This is a genomic window from Legionella lytica (genome assembly GCF_044626755.1).
In the GTDB taxonomy this organism is placed as follows: domain Bacteria; phylum Pseudomonadota; class Gammaproteobacteria; order Legionellales; family Legionellaceae; genus Legionella; species Legionella lytica_A.
The window spans coordinates 119,948-140,303 of sequence record NZ_JBGORX010000001.1 but is presented as its reverse complement, the minus strand read 5'-3'; the positions used below and the strand labels follow the sequence as shown (position 1 = coordinate 140,303).

Below are 20,356 nucleotides of genomic sequence, written 5' to 3'. Positions count from 1 at the left end.
TTAGGGTAGTTATATGAATAACGACAAAATAAAAACATTATGCAAGCATTTAGAACAAGAGATTTCTTGGGTTGAATCACTTAATGATTTATTAGCCGAAGAAAAAGGACTTTTGGAAACGCGCCAATATGCTCAAATGGAAGAGTGTGCCAGTAAAAAACACGACTTATCCACTAAGTTAGAAGACAGTTCGAAGCAGCGTATGGAGATAATTAACCCTACGAATCAAGCTCTTGACGCAGCAAATGCACTCAATGCATTTCTTAGCGAGTGCCCAGAACCAGAAATAAATTTAATAAAAACCTTAAATAACAAACTAGCACATGCGTTGACGCGTTGCCGTGAATTAAATACCGTCAATGGTCAAGTGATTGCGAATAATCTCTATGTTCGTCAAGAACTGGTTAATGCGCTGTCAGGAAATAAGCCTGATGCAGTGAGTGTTTATAATGCTCATGGTAATTTATCCTCTTCAAACGATGCTAACCGTCATCACGAAGAAGCTTAATTTTCCTACATTAGGTAAACGCGTACAAGCGACATTGGGTCCATGACCCAATGGATCTTCCTTCAACATTATTTAACCTACAAAACATGAATGCCCGGTATCCCGCTTTTCCTTGCTTCTCGTCTCGAATCTATGGATACCGCGGTCAAGCCGCGATAAATCATGCTTCTATAAATCCAATAACTCTTAAGGAAGCGCTATTAGACAACAAACCCATCCTCTACCGCATGCGCAGAGCACCATCTAATCGAATCACTTCCCCATTCATCATCCCATTTTCAATGATATGTCCGACTAAAGCAGCAAACTCTTCTGGTTGCCCAAAGCGTTTAGGGAACGTCATGGTGGAAATTAAGTTATCCTGAACCTCTTGAGGCATATTGAGTAATAACGGAGTACCAATCAATCCTGGAGCAATGGTATTAACCCGGATAGCAAACTGCGCCAATTCACGAGCAGCAGGCAAAGTCATGGAGACAATCCCCCCTTTGGAAGCACTATAAGCTGCCTGCCCTACCTGGCCTTCAAAAGCTGCAATCGATGCAGTATTAATAATAACCCCACGCTCCTGAGATTTACTGTCCAACTCCAAGGTAGACATTGCATGCGCCGCGACTCGCATGACGTTAAAGGTGCCAATAAGATTCACATCAATGACTTGCTTAAATGCCGCTAAGGGCATTGCCCCCTCTTTACCCACAATACGTTTGGCAGGCGCTATTCCCGCACAATTAATACAAACTCGTGGTGTACCAAGTTGAGCAATAGTTTGCTGCATTGCTTCTTCCACTGAAGCATCACTGGTCACATCACAATTAATAAATAGATCGGCCTCCGTTTGCGTGTCCGCTTGCTTATCCCAAATAGCTACTCGCATTCCTCGTTGCTGCAAATACTGGGCACAAGCCTTGCCCATACCGGAAGCGCCACCAGTAATTAATGCTACTTGATTTGTAAAATTCACTATAAATTCTCCGTAATTATAAAGGTATATTATCCATTGTCCTCTTGAAGCCCTACAGAAGGAATTCGACCGAAGCATTCTGCATATGCTAAGGCGCCATGACGGCATTTTTTATTTAACTTTTAAATAACATACCATGAACAATTGAGGGCACTCAATGACAACCTAAGCCAAAAACTCTTTACTTAATTCCTTAAACTCAGGTGTCCCTGCCTTTCTTATCCACTCAAAAAATACCATTTCTGAAGTAACCAATTGCACCCCTGCTTGCTGCATACGTTTCAGTCCGTATTTTATATTTTGCGCTCCCCGACTGCTGACTGCATCAACAACCACAAAAACCTCAAAACCCTGTTCTTTCATTTCTAAAGCAGTTTGCAGTACGCAGACATGGGTTTCCATCCCGATTAGAACGAGTTGCTTTTTATGTAATTGGTGAAGACGCTGAGTATAATTCGCATCGCTCATGCAAGAAAAATGAACTTTATCAATACATTCTTGGGAATCATAATATTCTTGAAGGGGGGAAACAGTTGTGCCAAGGCCTTTTGGATATTGTTCACTGACTAAAACGGGAACTGACAATTTACGGGCTAGTTTTAAAAGCCACTCACATTGAGCAATGAGAGCCTCGCTGTTTATTACCGCTGGGGTAAGTTTTTCTTGAACATCAATTAATAATAACAATGACTCTTCTTTATTAAGTAACATATCCCTATCTCCTTAAATAACTCCCTGTCATCCCAAACGCAATGGATGATCTCCTGCTTCGGAATGACGGGAAAAAACTAGATTATGCTCCAGCAATATCAATAGTTTTCATGGCTAAATCCATCTGCTTATTACCCCGCTGTACGGATACCGTAATTTTTTCACCAACCTTAATATCAGTCAACAAATTATAGAGCTCATCATAGTTATTAACTGAGTGACCATTCAGGGCAACAATCACATCACCAATTACCGTGCGCCCCCACGGATCGCGATGTGTGCCTTGTAAATGTGCTTGTGAGGCAGGCGTACGCGGAAGTACTTCTGCAACCAGTATCCCTTTACGCACTCCTAAACGCTGCGCAACATTAGGCGCCACACTGTGAATCCCAATTCCAGATAATACCACACGACCATGCTTGATAATTTGGGATACAACCCGTTGAATATCGTCAGCTGGCACCGCAAACCCAACTCCAGCAGATGCGCCTGAGCGTGAGAAAATCATGGTATTCATACCGATTAGTTGTCCAGCACTATTTAATAATGGGCCACCAGAATTACCAGGATTAATTGGTGTATCTGTTTGGATCATATTGCGAATAGTCACCCCACCAATACCAGGAACTTGTCTACCTAATGCCGAAATGACTCCTTTAGATAAACTGTGATCTAAACCATAGGGATTACCGATTGCAATAGCCTTTTGTCCAACAATCAAATCGACAAGATGCACAATTTCAAACGGTTTAAACGATTTTAGCGTCGATAAAGCAGTCGGTGATTTCACTTGTAATACCGCAATGTCTTTACGAGGTTCAGAGCCAACTACGCGTGCCGGAACCGTCATATTACCCAAAGTAACCGCCAGTTTATCCGCACCTTTAATAACATGATAATTAGTCACGATATGACCTTTATCATCCCAAATCATGCCCGAGCCAGAACCATCAGGAACTTGCATTTTCTTAAAAGAATAATGATTAGTTACGGTTGCCAAGCGATGAACATACACCACTTTAGGTGATGCTTGTTGAAATACTTGTACCGTATTTTGTTCATCGGGAAGAAGTGCATTTACATTAACACTGTACGCAGGAACAGCCAAAATAGCACCTAAAATAAATCCTAAGCAATGTTGCTTCATTGTTGTAATACTCCACAGCAATTATAAAATTGTATGCATCCCTAAATGGAACGAGATTATGAGAAATTTTCTCATTTTTCAACACCCTTTGACTTATTCATAGGATCAAGGGACTTAGAAAGAGCTCTGAATGCCGCAGAAAAGCCGCGGCATGTTGAGGTATGGTAAAAATGAGAGAATTCTTCAGAACGTGATTGTATTATAAATTGGGCAAATTGTCACCATTTGGCTTAAAATGACAACTTAATCCCCGTTTATACCGCAAAAGAAACAGAAGTACTTTTAACATCTCCACTTTGGCCATCAAGCGCGTGAAGATGTCGATTAGAGCGGTCATCAGGATTGTTTATATCGTTTTCTACACGCTCTACTTCTTGTCTGGCACCATGCTCCACTCGAGTTTGTACCAACGCAATATTAGGTAAAGCCCCGCCTGCTCCAAAAAATTGCATTAAAAACTGTATAGGTGCCATCAGCATATCTTTAAACGACATGGTACCCGCATCAATCAGCTTCACTGCAACCACCTCGGTATCATCAATATGACGTAAATAAACTTTTTCTAATAAAGCAGAGTGGTGCTTGTAAATATTATCCAAATTAACATTACTCGCTTTCTCCTGATTTAACAGATACCGTTCAAAATCGGCATGTGTATCCCATAATATGGCTCTTCGTTTTTGTAATATCTGCAGTTCCCCGTCATAAAATGCGATTTTTTTATCAATTTCATCTCTTAATCTATCGCAAATCAATTTACGTTCCGCGGATGCCTCTCCACTCGAAATGATAACTCCAGACTCTTTCAAAGTGGCTTGTGCATAACGCTCAATGAGCTCCGTTTTTTTATTTAAAAGCTCTTCGATTTGAGTATCCACATACTTAATCGCATCCTTGTTTTCACCAAGCATTTGATAATGAGCAGTAAAACGTTTTTCATTTTGCATTTGTATGCGGATTTTCTCTAACTCATTTGCTTCTTGCGCTAATGCCCTACTTTGTGCCTCATCATTTAGTTTTTTATCTCGACTGAGTAATAATTGTCTAATAAAAGCAGATGCAACCATCACTGTCCCAAATACTGCTGCGCAAATAAGCCCCATAACCATCGGATCCATAATCCACTCCCTTACTGATACAAATGAATCAATTGTGTATGTATTTCAACTGCAAAATACTCATTAAACTGGTGAAACGAATCAATCGATGGCCATTGCTCCGATTGATTACTAATACGAGTCATAGCCGTGGAAAATATGGGCTGATAATGACTTTTAATAAAAGGCTTAATTTCTGTTAAATTAGCAAAGTTCTTCACCATTACCGTAGCATTTTCTTCTAAATTAGATAAGTGCACACGCTCAATTACCTCAACCAACTCACTATTCCCCTCCGCTGTTGACTTTAACCAATTAAGTAAAGCCAGCCGGGGTTTAAAGAGTAACAATTGTTTTCCCTCTTCAAGAGCATGCTCCATCAAAATAATATGGTTGTGTAATTCAAATCGGAAACAGCACAGGAAATCTAAAAAATTAGTTTCAATCTCAGAACGGACACTATCCCCCAACCAACGAGAAATTTCATGACGAAACATTTCAGGGAAACGTTTTTCTATTTCATTAAGGAGAGCATCCTCTGATGCTTGTTTGGGAATGGTGTAGGCTGTATTGTCGATATGCAATAAACGCAAATCGGGTAATTTGACTTCTGGTAGTTGTGACGCCAGAAATGATAAAAAAACAGCCGTAGGCTTTAAGACTATTATTTCATATGATTTTTGGCGCATAATTATCTCCTTATAATTTCTTTCTACATAAATCACAAAAAAAGCCCCCACTCTGCGATGAACTTTTCTCCGCGGATGAGGGGACTTTTTATATATTTAGCTCTGTCCTAAAGGCTGTTTGCAAACAACCCTTAATAAAACGATAGACCATGGACAGAAAGTTCGCGAATAAATTTTAAAATTTTTTCTGCATCGTGTGCAGGTATTAATCATATTAAAATTAAGATATTATCTTGGCTGATTAACTGGCCAATGATTTAAGTGAACAATTTATCTGAGCAATTTAGCAATCCTTTACTTGAATGGTTTGCGAGCCATGGGCGCAAAAACCTGCCCTGGCAATTACCCCGCAGTCCTTATCGCGTGTGGATTTCTGAAATTATGCTGCAGCAAACGCAGGTACAAACAGTCATTCCCTACTTCGAACGATTTATGGAGCGTTTTCCAAGCATTAGCGATTTAGCTCGGGCGCATGAAGATGAGGTCCTTTCTCTATGGTCTGGATTAGGTTATTACAGCCGGGCACGAAATCTGCATCGTACCGCACAAATTATTGTTTCAGAATATCAAGGCGCTTTTCCTGAACAACTTGAACTGTTGCATGCATTGCCAGGAATCGGAGCTTCCACAGCAGCTGCAATTTTATCACAAGCTTTTAATCAACCTACAGCAATTTTAGATGGGAACGTCAAACGAGTTTTAACGCGTTTTTTTGCGATTAACGGACATCCTGAACAAGCTGCTATTAAAAAACAATTATGGCAACTTGCTGATGCATGCATGCCTCAAGAACAATGCGCGGATTACACGCAAGCGATTATGGATCTAGGAGCAACCTGTTGCACCACGAAAAATCCTGATTGCCAACAATGCCCAGTACAAGATCATTGCCTGGCGTTAAAATATAGAGAACAACATTTATACCCCACAAAAAAAATTAAAAAACCAGTACCAATACAACAGCAACAACTATTGGTTTTATGTAATGACGAGGACAAAATCTATTTGGAAAAAAGACCACCCACCGGGTTATGGGGAGGGTTATGGTGTTTGCCCAGTTTAGATGAAGGCAAGTGCCCCCTTGAGTTCATCCAGAGGGAATATGATTTAAACGGGGAATCATCTCAACATTTGATTGCGTTTAAACATCGTTTTAGTCATTTCCTTTTGGAAATCAACGCACTAAGAATTAAAACTAAGGGCTTAGGCACGAGACTTGCTGAACCCCAAGGTCAGTGGTTTGCGAAAGAGCATTTAAGCTCGTTGGGATTGGCCAAACCAACAAGTAAGATTTTGGCATTATTAGATTAAAAATCCAAACCTGGTTGCGTGCAGCCAGGCTCTACCATTGCTAAACAAAGGCTTAATAAACTTTAGGATTAACTACAGGGGTATTCATATTCCCGTCCAGCATTTTCGCCGCCACAATCGCATCAGGCTGCCCAGCATTGGCCGCTGCAGTGATCCAAAACCATGCTTTTTTACGGTCCTCAACCACGCCCTTACCATAATAATACATATAACCAATCGCATACTGCGCATCACGCTGGCCCTTTTTAGCTTCGGGCTTCAAACGTATAAATGCGGTGCGGTAATTTTCCACACGAAAATTAGTAATACCCTCGCGTAAATTGGTGGTGCTTGTCAGACAAGCAGCTAATGCTGGAATAAACAGTACAACAATTAATAATTTTAAAGCATGTTTCATCTAATCTATTCCCCTTTTAAAGGCTTAGCTACAGGCTCAAAGGTTAATTCATTTTTGGGCAAGCTTAAACTTTCCAAAGCCCCCTGACGCTCAACAAGTACCCCATTAGCAGTAATTCGTTTAATGACCGCATCACCTGGAATGGTGTCCCCTATTTTATAGGTCTTCTCTTCTCCATTTGCAGAACGAATGATCACTTGAGAGTTCTCCATAGTACCAGCAAATAGGATTCCTACCAAAGTAACATTTAACATCGATTTTTTGACGCTCCCATCACTTAAATCATTGGAAACATAAACGCCAAAAAGTGATGAATTAAGAATGTCATTAAAAGAGTCATCTTTCTGCGCAGCAGGAATCGCTCCTTTACCCGGTTCAGGAACTATTTGTACTTGAATCGGCGCAAATCTTAGCGAAAAAAACTCAATAATAATCAATAAAGAAAAAAAGGAAATTAAAGCAATGGCAATCCATTGTGCATATTTGCCTGACCATAAATAATGAAAATCAACCTTCATAGTTTCCTAAGCCTTGGATTAAACGCGATTTCAGAATAAGAATCGCATAAAATCAAAAGAAATCAAAATTATTGCGGCAAAAATGACCCAAAAGTCACCTATTTAAAGGTAAAAGCCGCCATTCGTCTTAAATTTAGCATCTATTGATACCTTGCCTAGAGGAAATTCCCCCTCTAGAATACAGACGATGACCTATAAGGAATATATTGAATGAAAAAGAATCACTTCGATACACGTGCTATTCATGCAGGCCAAGAACCCTGCCCAAGTACCGGTGCAGTAATGACCCCAATTTATGCCACCTCTACTTATCGACAAAGCGCACCAGGTGTACATCAAGGTTATGAGTACTCACGCACGCAAAATCCGACTCGTGCAGCTTATGAAGGCTGTATTGCCAATTTGGAATCAGGTCAACGTGGTTTTGCTTTTGCCTCGGGAATGGCTGCCATTAATTCCGTTATTGATCTGCTTGATGCCGGTGATCACGTGATTGCTACCGACGACCTTTACGGTGGCTCATTTCGTTTATTCGATAAAGTGAAAACTCGCACGTCTAAGTTATCCTTTTCTTTTGTTGATATGACCGACGCGCGCACTATTGAAGCGGCAATTACTCCTAAAACCCGCTTAATCTGGGTAGAGACTCCATCCAATCCCATGCTAAAGCTGGCTAACTTACGTGAGATTGCCGCGATTGCCAAACGTCATAACCTCATTACCGTCGCGGACAATACCTTTGCGACCCCCTGGATTCAACGTCCACTTGAATTGGGATTTGACATTGTACTGCACTCCGCAACCAAATACTTAAATGGCCACTCTGATGTAATTAGTGGTGTCGTTGTTGTAGGCGATAATGCGGATCTCGCTGATCGAATGGGATTCTTACAAAACTCGTGTGGAGGTATTGCTGGCCCATTTGATAGCTTTTTAGTGCTCAGAAGCCTAAAAACTCTATCCCTACGCATGCAAAGACATTGTGAAAATGCAGAACATCTAGCAAACTGGCTAAGCACGCATCCGAAAGTCAATAAAGTAATCTACCCAGGTCTTGCCAGTCACCCGCAACACCAATTAGCTAAAGAGCAAATGCAAGGTTTTGGCGGGATGATTTCCATGGTAATCGACGGCGGTATTGAAGAGGCGAAACGCTTTTTATCCCGTTGTGAACTATTCACCCTTGCTGAGAGCCTAGGTGGCGTTGAAAGTTTAATTGAACACCCAGCAATCATGACGCATGCTTCAATTCCCCCCGAGCAACGCAAAGCTTTAGGTATTGAAGATGGCTTTATTCGTCTTTCGGTAGGTATTGAGCACGGAGAAGATTTACAAGCAGATTTACATCATGCTTTGTCATAACATTATTTAGGAAAAAACACATGCATACGTTACAAACCATTATTGAACAAGCCTTTGAAGAGCGCCAAACTTTATCCATGAGTACAGCTAGTGCTGAACTCATTACGGCCGTGAATGAAGTACTTTCTTGCCTGGATAGTGGCCAGTACCGTGTTGCCGAAAAAATCAATGATGACTGGGTGGTGCATCAATGGATTAAAAAAGCAGTCCTTTTATCATTTAAATTATTTCCTAATCAAATTATCGACGCTGGATTTTGTCAGTTTTATGACAAAGTCCCATTAAAATATCAAGGCTATAGCGAAGAACAATTTCAACAAACCGGTGTTCGTGTAGTACCCCATGCTATGGTGCGCAAAGGAGCATATATTGCCAAAAACAGTATATTAATGCCCTCCTATGTAAACGTGGGTGCTTATATTGATGAGGGAGTTATGGTTGATACTTGGGCTACCGTTGGTTCATGTGCGCAAATTGGTAAGAATGTGCATCTATCCGGTGGCGTTGGTATTGGTGGTGTATTAGAACCTCTACAGGCCAATCCAACTATTATTGAAGATAATTGCTTTATTGGCGCACGTTCTGAAGTAGTTGAAGGAGTCATTGTAGAGCGTAATTCCGTACTGTCCATGGGTGTTTATCTAGGACAAAGTACCAAAATCTACAATCGCATGACTGGGGAAATTACCTATGGTCGAATTCCTGAAGGTTCCGTCGTTGTTGCAGGCAACCTGCCTAGTGAAGATAAAAGCCATAGCCTGTATTGTGCCGTGATCGTAAAACAGGTAGATGAAAAAACCCGAGCAAAAGTGAGCATTAATGAATTACTAAGAGCTAACTAAACGATGAGTAAAATAAAGGAACTATTAGCAGAACTTATTAATTTTCCCTCGATTACTCCGGATGATGCAGGGTGTCAGGAACTTATGATTCAATTCTTGCAGAATGCAGGATTTAGTTGTGAACGGATGAATAATGGCCCTGTATCTAATTTTTTTGCTCTTTATGGAAACAGCGGTCCTTTATTAGTATTTGCAGGCCATACTGATGTTGTGCCCGTTGGTGATGAGTCCAAATGGCATACGGATCCTTTTGTTTTAGTAGACAAAGACGGTATGCTTTATGGGCGTGGAGTTGCGGATATGAAAGGCAGCCTTGCGTGCATGCTCCTCATGGCAAAACGCTTCGTCGAAGCCTACCCTGCTTTTCCTGGACGCTTAGGCTTTCTCATTACCAGTGGTGAAGAAGGTGATGATTATGATTTAGGAACGCCTTATGTGATGGAGCAATTACAAAAAGAAGGAATTCATATTGATTACTGTATTGTTGGCGAACCTTCCAGTACCACTCATGTTGGTGACGTGCTTAAAATTGGCAGACGGGGGTCGTTAAGTGCAAAAATCTGTTTGCATGGAAAACAAGGACATGTAGCCTATCCACATTTAGCAGAAAATCCCATTCATAAAATAAGCCCTGCCCTAGCAAAATTAACGGCCCTTCATTGGGATGAAGGCAATGCTTATTTCCCCCCGACGTCCATGCAAATAACCTCTATAAGTTCCGGTGGCCAAGCTCCAAATATCATTCCTGGTGAGCTCAATATGAACTTGAATTTTCGCTATTCGACAGAGCAGACTCAAGAGAGCTTAAAAGAGCAAGTTATGGCAACTTTTAATGAGTTTGGTCTTAGCCCAAGCATCAATTGGCGTTTAAGCGGGGAGCCCTTTTTAACCGCTCAAGGAGCTCTATTAGAAAGCACGCAGCAAGCTATTCGGGAACAATCCGGTTATACACCTGAATTATCAACCAGTGGTGGCACTTCTGACGGTCGTTTCATCGCCCCTTATGGTGTAGAGGTTATTGAATTAGGCCCCGTTAATGCCACCATCCATCAAGTCAACGAATGTGTTTCTTTAATCGATCTGCATCAATTAGAGGCACAATATTTTTCAATTTGCCAAAAACTACTACTTGACGTGAAGTAGAGCTATACTCCTACAAGAGGCATTTTATGCCTCTTGGGCTGGCCAGCAAACAGCTTTAATTGTGAACCACCCGTAAACACCAACACTGCCTCTTTTTATCGAGGCCTTTTATATGGAGATAATTATGAGTGGTTGCAGATTAAACCCTGTAGGTTTGGGTCTGGCTTTTGGTGTGCTTTGGGGAATATCCATCTTATTGCTAGGCTTTATCGCTACATATTATGCCTATGGACATGATTTTGTTATTTCAATGGGAAATTTATATCCTGGATATACTCCTTCCATTAAAGGAAGTATTTTGGGGGCGCTTATTGCCTTTATTGACGCATTCATTATGGGTTTTCTTATTGGCTGGCTATACAATAAGTTTAATAATTGCGGTTGTTCTTGTTGTGATAAGAGTACGAAGGAAGTTAAGGATCAGCCTCCAGTTTAATAGCTTATTGCGGATTTTGTCATTGCGAGCTTTAGCGAAGCAACCCAGGCCGATGCTTCGTTGATGCTCGATACTGGCTTAACTTCACTGAGTTCGCAATGACCACAATTTTTGATTGCTTTCGCGACTTTTAGCGTTTAGCTAACTACTAGTTCACCACGTGCCAACTTCCATCAGGTTGACGGCAAGCGCTACCGCGGAGAAGTTGAGTGCGTCCATCAATCCATGCTTTTGTAGTGTATTCACGACAAGGCAAACGCTCATGATGCTGCTCGTGATAGTAAGTTCGAGTAGGTTGAACGGTATAACGATATCCAGTATCTGGGTTTGACCAATTAACTGCTCTACCAGTCGGTGCAGTTTCTAATGCTCTTTGCATTTGCATTTGGTCTACTTTATCCATGCTTCGCCCAATTTGGCCACCTAAAACAGCACCAATAAGAGCGCCACCAGCTGCTGCAGCGACTTTACCACCGCCACTACCAAACTGGCTACCGAGCAATCCACCAACGACACCACCAGAAAGCGCGCCAATGCCTTCATTATTCACTCCGGTACAACCGACGAGTAAGAAAGACAAAGATAAGGATGCAACAGTTAACTTTTTCATGATTGTCACCAGATTAAAGGGTTAAAAAATCGCCACCATTCTAGCACCCTGTGTGATTATGATCCATATTCTTTTGATAAGGGACTTTTGAGGGAATTAAAAGCATGTGCTGGGTCATGAGCCTAATGAAGCAGCGTAAGTAGTATTTGGCTTCCCGAGGTACAAATTACCACGACTTGACCATGGTAATTCGTGAGTGAAACACCCATAAGCCAAAAATGGCTAACAATGACGCACCCGCTCAGAAATCTGGCATAACAGCTCATAGGCAATCGTTCCGGCAGCCTTGGCAATACGCTCGACTAAAATATGAGTACCCCACAGCTCTACCGGAGCCCCGGGTTGCACATCAGGATGTTCTGTTAAATCAACAGCCAACATGTCCATAGAAATACGCCCCGCAATCGGCACTTCCCTACCCTGGACCCACACTGGTGTATTCGTCGCAAGATGGCGTGGATAACCATCACCATAACCTGCAGCAACAATACCAATCCGCGAAGGTTTGGAACTACTCCAAATACCGCTATACCCTACTTGCGCAAAAGCAGGATTGTCATAAACCGCACTGATCGCAGAAACAAAACGCATGACCGGCACTAGTCCCAAATCCGTTGCGGTCTTATTCGCAAAAGGTGACACTCCATACAGCATGATGCCTGGTCTAACCACATCTGCATGGGTTTGTGGGAAAGAAATAATTGCCGCGGAATTAGCCATACTACGCTGACTAAAACCAGCTACAGAAATACGTTCAAAAAGAGAGATCTGCTGATAATTTTCCGCACGCTCCGGCTCATCGGCACAAGCCAAATGAGTCATTAAACCAATATCTTTATCCACCCAGGGACATGCTTGTAAAGCGCTCATCACCTCCTGTAACTCATGGGGCTTAAAACCCAGACGATGCATGCCTGTATTTACTTTCACCCATAGTTTAATGGGCTTATCCAAGGGGGTATTTAATAACCACTGTACCTGATGTGGCTGATGCATGACACAGCCTAACTGGTGTTCTGCAACAAGTTTAAACTCATCCGGGCTAAACACCCCTTGGAACAGAATGCAATGAGTGCGACTACCCAGGCGGCGAATAACCATAGCCTCTTCAATGCATGCGACACCAAAGGCATCAACGTGCCCTTCTAGTACAGGAACTACCGCATGGATACCGCAGCCATAAGCATTGGCTTTGACCATAGTAATTACTTTTTTACCTGGAGCAAATCGTCTTATTTGCGCCAAGTTATGCAGTAAAGCACTCGGCTCAACAACCAAGTGGGTTGGTCTTGACACTATTCGAATCCCTCTTGATAACCATTAAAGGCCAAATCTTCAAAGCGAGTATATTTACCAATAAAGGCTACACGGACCTTTCCAATAGGTCCATTTCTTTGCTTCGCAACAATAATCTCCGCAGTTCCTTTATCAGGACTGTCTTCGTTATACACCTCATCCCGGTAAATGAAGCAGATTAAATCCGCATCCTGCTCAATCGCACCGGATTCCCTTAAGTCAGACATTACAGGACGTTTGTCAGCACGTTGCTCCAAACTTCGGTTTAACTGCGATAAAGCAATTACTGGTGTTTGTAATTCTTTAGCAAGCGACTTCAAGCTTCGAGAAATTTCCGAGATTTCTGCCGTTCTGTTTTCAGCATGAAAACCAGGTACTTTCATAAGCTGTAGATAATCCACCACAATTAAGCCAACAGGGCCATGCTCTTTGGCCACACGACGCGAGCGTGCCCGCATTTCCGAGGGGCTTAACGCTGGAGTATCATCAATAAATAAGGAGGCTTCAGACAGCATATGCACCGCTGATGTCACGCGAGGCCAATCATCATCATCAAGCTTTCCGGTTCTTATCTTATGTTGATCAATACGACCTAAAGAAGACATCATCCTCATCGCTAGTGAATCCGAGGGCATCTCCATGGAGTATACGATTACTGGCTTTCCAGACTGAATCGCGACATGCTCTGCCATATTCATTACCAAGGTGGTTTTACCCATTGAAGGACGACCGGCAACGATAATCAAATCGGAGGGTTGTAGACCCGAGGTCATTTTGTCTAAATCACTCAGTCCCGTAGGAGCCCCAGTAAACGCATCACCACTGTGGTATAAGGCATCAATCTTCTCCACGGTACGCACTAAAATGGATTTAATATTTTCAGGACCACCATCGCCGCCGGTTTGTTCCCCGATGGCGAATACCTTAGTTTCAGCTATATCTAATAACTCAGGTACCTCTCTGCCGTCAGGATTATAGGCTGCGTCAGCAATTTCAGTAGCCACCCCAATCAATTGTCTTTGTACGGATTTTTCACGCACAATGTCCGCATAGGCATTGACGTTTGCCACGCTGGGTGTGTTATTTGCCAATTCAAACAAATAAGCTTCCCCGCCAGCATCATCCAGCTCATTATGGGACTTTAAAGCATCAAGCAAAGTAACTACGTCAAAGGGTTGGTCTTTTTTAGATAAGGTAGAAATTGCCCGAAATAAAATACGATGTTCCGTACGATAAAAATCTGCCTCACATAATTTAGTGCTAATTTTATCCCAAACCTGATTATCCAGCATCAAGCCACCAATAATCGATTGCTCGGCTTCGACTGAATGAGGAGGTCTTCTTAGTGGATCAACGGATTTTTGAGTTTTTTTTAGATCATGCATAGTTACGTAGGCAGTGTGAGTTGGAACAAGGGCTATTGTAATGATCTTTTGCTAAGATGTCATCTGCTAAAAGGGTTGTAAGGGGATTGGCAGGGGGATTTCTAAAAGAAAAACCTGGTTGCAAGCAACCAGGTTACGGGAATTATCTAACCCATGTTTGAGTGCGTCCTAATAAGGAAACGCCTAAATATCCTCTAACATGAAGTTTATTTCCATCAAGAGTCATTTTTGCTTTATAAATTTTACCTGATTTCGGGTCTAGAATAGAGCCACCACCCCACTCATTGTTACCTTCACTTTTCAAACCCCATAAGAAACGTATGCCCGCAATTTTTTTACCTTTGAACGAGCCTGGGCATTTTTCACAAATTCCAGTATCGCCTGCTTGTGGGTATACTTTTTGAATAACACCACTGATAACGCCGCCAGATTCAGAAATCATTACAACAGCTCTTTTGGCACCAGTTTTATCATCTATTGTAGTCCATTGGCCAACAGGCGAGCCTGATGCCGCAATGGCATTTGAAACAAATGATGCAGCAAAAACTAAACCACAAATCGCTTTCCATAATTTCATAGTTTTCTCCATAATTACAATCATATATAGCTTATGCCATGATTTGCGACTATGCCAGTTTTTCAATAAAAAAGCATTAAATTTTATGTTTTTCTAAAGGATGGTTTGTTTGGAAATAAATCAAAACCACCGGTCTCTCAAGGCTCAAACTCGAATTCTCGTGATCAAGCCACGGTAATTCGAGAGGGATGATAATTTTATAGAGAGTCATCAAGACTTAAGGACTGTAGTTCGTTTTGATTATTGAGCGAGAAAAACTTAGGCCTAAATTAAAAACGTCGACTTACAATGGAGCAAAAAACTGTTCAATATCTTCTTCGCTTAAACTAATGGCCTTAGCCGGATCTGCAGATAAAATCCCATCCACCAGCAGACGTTTACGCTCTTGCATACCTAAAATAGCTTCTTCAACCGTACCTGAAGTAATCAGCTTATAAACAAACACTGGATTTACCTGACCAATACGGTGCGTCCTATCTGTAGCTTGATCCTCTACCGCCGGGTTCCACCACGGGTCATAATGAATTACGGTATCCGCACGCGTTAAGTTCAATCCTGTTCCCCCTGCTTTTAAGCTAATTAAAAACACTGGGGTTTTACCTTCCTGAAACTGTTCCACTAAAGCCTGTCTGTTTTGTGTTTGTCCGGTCAGCTTTAAATAATCGTAATTACGCGCACGCAACTCATCTTCAATTAATTGCAGCATGGAGGTAAATTGAGAGAAAACAAGTACTCGCCTGCCCTCTTCCACCAGATTATCGAGCAGTTCCATTAAGGTTTCGAGCTTCGCTGAAGTACCATGAGCGATTGCTGCCTCAGGTAATGATAATAAACGCGGATCACAACAAATCTGGCGCAACTTCAATAAAGCATCAAGAATAATGATATGACTTTTACCCAAACCTTGCTTCACAATCGCATCACGAACCTTTTTCTCCATACTCATGCGAATCGCTTCATAAAGATCACGTTGTGGCCCAACAATTTCAATAGTACGCGTCATTTCCGTTTTGGGCGGCAATTCACGAGCAACCTGGTTTTTGGTTCTTCTTAGAATAAAAGGTTTTACGCGATTCACTAAAACATCACGTCGATGCACATCCGCATGCTTCTCTATAGGATTTCTAAACCACAGCCTGAATTGTTTGGTATCACCTAATAAACCTGGCATTAAAAAGTGGAATAATGACCAGAGTTCCCCTAAATGATTTTCTAAGGGAGTACCCGTGAGACATAAACGATGTGCTGCATGCAATTGCTGGATAATCTGCGTTGTTTTAGTACGCGCATTTTTAATAAATTGCGCCTCGTCCAAAATGAGATAATAAAAGGGATAACTTACAAATTTTTCTTTATCTCGATGAATGAGCCCGTAAGTGGAAATAACCAGATCATAATCATCAAAGCTATCTTGATGGCGTTCACTGCCATGATAAACCAAGACTTTTAATGCTGGAGTAAAACGTCGGGCCTCTGCCTCCCAATTGCCCACTAAGCTGGTGGGGGCAATAATTAAGGTCGCAGTGCGTGTACGTCCTTGCTCTTTTTCATAGAGTAAATGAGTCAAAGTTTGAATGGTTTTTCCCAAACCCATATCATCAGCTAAAATCCCACTGAAACTACTCGTACGCAGGAACTGGATCCAGCTTAATCCTTGACGCTGATAGTCTCTTAGTTGCGCCTGCAAGCCCTGAGGAACCGGAATTTCCGGAATATCAGTTAACTTAATCAGGCGCTTTAACTCATCGCGTAGCATTTCAGCACCTTGCCAACGTGACTTCGTGGCTGCCAGCGCTAATTCAGCTTCCTGCATTAAAATCAATTGGTATTTATTAATTTGCAGCTCATGGTTTTCATCTATGTGGCGTAAACCAAATTGCAAAAGTAAACGGACTAAAGGCTTAATGCGCCCCATTTCTAACTGCAAAGCACGTCCATCGTCTAAAGGTAATTTAACTAATTGCTCATCAGGAAGACCATCCAACTCCCCTCCTTTATAATGCTGAATCAAATCAGCTACCAAAGGAACGATGCTGACTGATTTACCCTCGACTAAGATACCTAATTGATAGGAGAAGAAATCGGTGCCACTCCCTTCATTTAAATCAGAAAACCATTCCACATCATCCGCACTAACAACTTGCTGATATAATGAGCTTACCATCTCTACCTGCCAGCCACGGTGGCTTAGTAAAGGTATGGCTTGGCTATAAAGAAACTCCAAATCTGAAGCCTGGGCAATATCTTCTAATACGAAATCAACTTCCTTGGTTTTATCCCACTGTGCCTTTTCCCAACCTTTAGCAGTTCTCAGTTTAAGAATCTGATGTAATTCGTTTAGCTTTTCCGCTTCAAAATGTTTATCGCGTTGGTAATGAATTAAAATACCGCTTTCTTGGGTCACTACCGTATCGCAGGTTTCGTTAAGAGCTATTCGTGATTGATTGTAATTGAAAAAAACCCGAGCAATGAATAAGGCGTTCAATTCCTCATCATCATAAAACCAAGATGTTTCCTCCTGCTCCTCACTTACGGCATCAAGAATCAGCATAGGTGTAGGAGTAACCTGGCGCGTTTCCTGAACAGTAAAGACTTGCGGTACAGGAAACTCCGGGCAAGTTTGCTCCATTTTTTTAGCCAGTAAGGGCGCTTGTTCAATAGAAATGGGGGGAGCCTCTAATAAATGCCCGAGCTGTTTTATGGGATAAGGCGTTTTTAAATAGCCCATAACTCCGAGGTCATAATCAAAATACCAACTCTCGTCGAGTAATACAGGCTTAACAACTTCATCATCATGCATCAACAATAAGTTCTGGCTACCATTTTGTGCCAAAACCCACTGGCATGTACCATTATAGGTTTCACCCAAGTGAATAGCGTGCTCTTGATCATGAACAAAAAAGGCCCTGCCTGTAGCAAGAATCCCTACTAATAATTCGCTATTCCGAATGCTTAAGGAATCAAACCAACCCGAAACACCGCATTTAAACAACAATTGGGCGACTAATTCATTATCATCCCCAATAAAATGTTGTTTCTTAGATTCAGCAAGACTGTTAAAGGTGATCATCTTTCCATAACCACCTCGTTTTAATAATTTAGCTAAGGCCAATTTGACGATTACTTTATGCTCATAGCCATCAAGTCTCAGCTCAATTAAATAGGTTAAATGATGCGTAGACTCGTGAGTCTTAACTACCGCGGCTTCTTGAGCACGCAGATTTTTTAACCAGCTATCCAAGCGTTTATCCAATTTATTTGCAGGCTGCGACACCATGTTGGTTTGAGCGCGTAAAGCAAATAAACAGGCAGCAGCATGTTTGCAGTTAGCGTGGGAGGTACAGGTGCAACTTGCACGTTTTCCAGGCCAGGCTTTTAAATCCATGTGTACATCATAAATCTGGCTGGAGCTGCCTTTCACGCGCCCTTTTAACAGCCCCTCGCTGAAACGAATATTCAGCACATGGCCATTCTCAAAATATTCTTGCCCTCGCAATAATATTTTGGCCTCAAACGCTTCAGGCATTTTTGATAGTGCTTCATTTAACATAATATTTGGGATGTTCTGGGCAAAAGCGTCTATTTTATGCAATTTTCAGCCTAATTAACACTTATATCTTTCATTTAGGTACACTTTGTAATAATTTACTGCCCATTACTCTCAAAGTTCACTTAAATATCATGCAAAACACGCTTCGAATTCTTATGGCTCAAATCAATCCCACTGTTGGTGCATTGACACTTAATCGGGATAAAATTATTGAAATCATAAAAAGCAAGCAAGATGACCATGATGTCATTGTTTTTCCCGAATTAGCCTTAGCCGGCTATCCCCCTGAGGATTTACTTTTTCGGAATGAGTTTCATCTATCAGTCATGGAGCATTTAAAACAAATCCAAGCGATAACCAAAGACTGTTATGTACTTGTTGGTCATCCAAGTATCGATCAGAAAAACTGTTACAACAGTGTGAGCATTTTGCATCAAGGGCAAATAATTACGGAATATCACAAACAAAAATTACCTAATTATGAAATTTTTGATGAAGCACGCTATTTCACCGCCGGCCAAAGAAAACCTTGTATTCTAAAAATAAAAAATTACCAGGTCGGTATTTGCATTTGTGAAGATGCATGGCAACCCGGTCCGATCTCAGACTTAATTGAACACGGTGTCTCGATAATACTCATACCGAATGCCTCTCCATTTGCTGAACACAAATATCAAAAACGTGAGGCCTTATTAAAGACCTACGCACAGCAAGGGGTTGCTATTGCCTATGTAAATCAAATTGGTGGACAAGATGAATTATTATTTGATGGGCATTCATTTGCTCTGGATCAACAAGGCGCTGTATGTGCTCGTGCCGCAGCGTTTAAAGAAGATCTCTGTACCATTGAATTGCAAGACAAACAGCTTTCTGGTCCTATAGCACCTCTACCTACGAAAGAAGCATTGCTTTATGAAGCCTTGGTTTGTGGAACCCGTGATTATGTTAATAAAAATCAATTTCCAGGAGTTTTGTTAGGCCTCTCGGGTGGTATTGATTCTGCACTTACCTTAGCTGTTGCGGTAGATGCCTTAGGAACAGAACGTGTACATGCAGTGCTGATGCCTTCACGCTATACTGCGGAAATGAGCGTTGAGGATGCCATGCTTGAACTACAGGCACTCGCGGTCACCCATTCGATGTTATCGATTGAACCGGCATTTGAAGCCTTAATAAATACCTTGCAACCTGAGTTTCATGGGCGACCCGCTGATCTAACAGAAGAAAACATCCAAGCTCGCGTTCGTGGCTTATTATTAATGGCTATGTCGAATAAAACGGGGAAAATGGTCCTGACCACCTCCAACAAAAGTGAATCCGCAGTAGGATATGCAACCTTATATGGAGATATGTGTGGTGGCTTTGGGGTTTTAAAAGATGTACTAAAAACCCAGGTTTATGCACTGGCACATTATCGCAATAGCCTATCACAGGTAATCCCTGAGCGGGTGATTACTCGCCCTCCCTCTGCTGAATTAAGAGATAATCAAACCGATCAAGACAGCTTACCTGATTATGAGATTTTAGATGCGATTATCGTTGCGTACATGGAAAAGAATCTAAGCCCCGCAGAAATAATTCAACAAGGATTTAAACCGGAAGTGGTTACTAAAGTAATCCAGATGATTAAACGCAATGAATACAAACGGCGCCAGGCCGCTCCTGGAATCAAAGTGAGTACGGTAGCCTTTGGTAAGGATTGGCGCTATCCGATAACGAATGGGTTTAAATAAGTGTGATCCCGAAGTATCTCTGAAGATCTCCAGAATACCTCAAATGTAAATTTCGTCATTGCGAGCCTTGGCGAAGCAAC

General features: G+C 41.7%; 19 protein-coding genes. 7 read left to right on the top strand and 12 right to left on the bottom strand.

The annotated features are described in order from the left end of the window. The first annotated feature begins 13 nt into the window (after window positions 1–13). Entirely contained in the window at window positions 14–508 is a 495-nt protein-coding gene (locus ACD661_RS00555) for a flagella synthesis protein FlgN (protein WP_400185538.1), read from the top strand. A gap of 220 nt (window positions 509–728) precedes the next feature. Here ACD661_RS00555 and ACD661_RS00550 read toward each other — a convergent pair whose 3' ends face one another. The 5 genes from ACD661_RS00550 to ACD661_RS00530 all read right to left on the bottom strand — a co-directional run bounded on the left by ACD661_RS00550 (window position 729) and on the right by ACD661_RS00530 (window position 5,116). Beyond that, window positions 729–1,472: an SDR family NAD(P)-dependent oxidoreductase gene (locus ACD661_RS00550; RefSeq protein WP_400185536.1), complete on the bottom strand. Its 744-nt coding sequence runs from the start codon at window positions 1,470–1,472 to the stop codon at window positions 729–731. A gap of 165 nt (window positions 1,473–1,637) precedes the next feature. Then, complete coding sequence (locus ACD661_RS00545) at window positions 1,638–2,183, bottom strand: hydrolase (protein WP_400185534.1); 546 nt, start codon at window positions 2,181–2,183, stop codon at window positions 1,638–1,640. A gap of 82 nt (window positions 2,184–2,265) precedes the next feature. Further along, complete coding sequence (locus ACD661_RS00540) at window positions 2,266–3,330, bottom strand: S1C family serine protease (RefSeq protein WP_400185532.1); 1,065 nt, start codon at window positions 3,328–3,330, stop codon at window positions 2,266–2,268. A 254-nt stretch (window positions 3,331–3,584) separates the two neighbouring features. Continuing rightward, window positions 3,585–4,448 carry a hypothetical protein gene (locus ACD661_RS00535; RefSeq protein WP_400185531.1) on the bottom strand — a complete coding sequence of 288 codons (864 nt, stop codon included), beginning with the start codon at window positions 4,446–4,448 and terminating at the stop codon, window positions 3,585–3,587. 11 nt (window positions 4,449–4,459) lie between these two features. Next, on the bottom strand, window positions 4,460–5,116 hold the full coding sequence (locus ACD661_RS00530) for a hypothetical protein (RefSeq protein ID WP_400185529.1): 657 nt from the start codon (window positions 5,114–5,116) through the stop codon (window positions 4,460–4,462). 261 nt (window positions 5,117–5,377) lie between these two features. Here ACD661_RS00530 and mutY point away from each other — a divergent pair, with 261 nt between their 5' ends. Then, window positions 5,378–6,427, top strand: a complete 1,050-nt coding sequence (gene mutY, locus ACD661_RS00525; RefSeq protein ID WP_400185528.1) for an A/G-specific adenine glycosylase — start codon at window positions 5,378–5,380, stop codon at window positions 6,425–6,427. A 52-nt stretch (window positions 6,428–6,479) separates the two neighbouring features. Here the strand turns inward: mutY and ACD661_RS00520 are convergent, their stop codons facing one another. Both ACD661_RS00520 and ACD661_RS00515 read right to left on the bottom strand, forming a co-directional pair. After that, window positions 6,480–6,824, bottom strand: a complete 345-nt coding sequence (locus ACD661_RS00520) for a tetratricopeptide repeat protein (RefSeq protein ID WP_400185526.1) — start codon at window positions 6,822–6,824, stop codon at window positions 6,480–6,482. Window positions 6,825–6,829: 5 nt separating this feature from the next. Continuing rightward, the gene (locus tag ACD661_RS00515) at window positions 6,830–7,342 is read right to left on the bottom strand and encodes a type II secretion system protein N (RefSeq protein ID WP_400185524.1); all 513 of its coding nucleotides are present in this window, start codon (window positions 7,340–7,342) and stop codon (window positions 6,830–6,832) included. A gap of 210 nt (window positions 7,343–7,552) precedes the next feature. On the opposite strand from ACD661_RS00515, the gene ACD661_RS00510 reads away from it, so the two are divergent. From ACD661_RS00510 to ACD661_RS00495, 4 genes are all read left to right on the top strand, one after another. Beyond that, entirely contained in the window at window positions 7,553–8,704 is a 1,152-nt protein-coding gene (locus tag ACD661_RS00510) for a trans-sulfuration enzyme family protein (RefSeq protein WP_400185522.1), read from the top strand. Window positions 8,705–8,724: 20 nt separating this feature from the next. After that, a complete protein-coding gene (dapD, locus tag ACD661_RS00505; protein WP_400185520.1) occupies window positions 8,725–9,546 on the top strand; it encodes a 2,3,4,5-tetrahydropyridine-2,6-dicarboxylate N-succinyltransferase in 822 nt (273 codons plus the stop codon). Window positions 9,547–9,549: 3 nt separating this feature from the next. Beyond that, a complete protein-coding gene (gene dapE, locus ACD661_RS00500; protein ID WP_400185519.1) occupies window positions 9,550–10,689 on the top strand; it encodes a succinyl-diaminopimelate desuccinylase in 1,140 nt (379 codons plus the stop codon). A gap of 124 nt (window positions 10,690–10,813) precedes the next feature. Continuing rightward, window positions 10,814–11,125: a bacteriophage holin gene (locus tag ACD661_RS00495; protein ID WP_400185518.1), complete on the top strand. Its 312-nt coding sequence runs from the start codon at window positions 10,814–10,816 to the stop codon at window positions 11,123–11,125. 148 nt (window positions 11,126–11,273) lie between these two features. Here the strand turns inward: ACD661_RS00495 and ACD661_RS00490 are convergent, their stop codons facing one another. The 5 genes from ACD661_RS00490 to ACD661_RS00470 form a co-directional block, all read right to left on the bottom strand. Then, window positions 11,274–11,735 carry an RT0821/Lpp0805 family surface protein gene (locus ACD661_RS00490; protein ID WP_400185516.1) on the bottom strand — a complete coding sequence of 154 codons (462 nt, stop codon included), beginning with the start codon at window positions 11,733–11,735 and terminating at the stop codon, window positions 11,274–11,276. A gap of 222 nt (window positions 11,736–11,957) precedes the next feature. Then, window positions 11,958–13,031: an alanine racemase gene (gene alr, locus ACD661_RS00485; protein WP_400185515.1), complete on the bottom strand. Its 1,074-nt coding sequence runs from the start codon at window positions 13,029–13,031 to the stop codon at window positions 11,958–11,960. Beyond that, the gene (gene dnaB, locus ACD661_RS00480) at window positions 13,031–14,416 is read right to left on the bottom strand and encodes a replicative DNA helicase (RefSeq protein WP_400185514.1); all 1,386 of its coding nucleotides are present in this window, start codon (window positions 14,414–14,416) and stop codon (window positions 13,031–13,033) included. The genes alr and dnaB overlap by 1 nt, the downstream gene beginning before the upstream one ends. Before the next feature lie 142 nt (window positions 14,417–14,558). Then, a complete protein-coding gene (locus ACD661_RS00475; RefSeq protein ID WP_400185512.1) occupies window positions 14,559–14,993 on the bottom strand; it encodes a DUF2147 domain-containing protein in 435 nt (144 codons plus the stop codon). A gap of 283 nt (window positions 14,994–15,276) precedes the next feature. Further along, window positions 15,277–18,543, bottom strand: coding sequence for a DEAD/DEAH box helicase (locus tag ACD661_RS00470; RefSeq protein ID WP_400187196.1), 3,267 nt, complete (start codon window positions 18,541–18,543; stop codon window positions 15,277–15,279). 131 nt (window positions 18,544–18,674) lie between these two features. On the opposite strand from ACD661_RS00470, the gene ACD661_RS00465 reads away from it, so the two are divergent. Beyond that, a complete protein-coding gene (locus ACD661_RS00465) occupies window positions 18,675–20,276 on the top strand; it encodes an NAD+ synthase (RefSeq protein WP_400185510.1) in 1,602 nt (533 codons plus the stop codon). Window positions 20,277–20,356 lie beyond the last annotated feature (80 nt).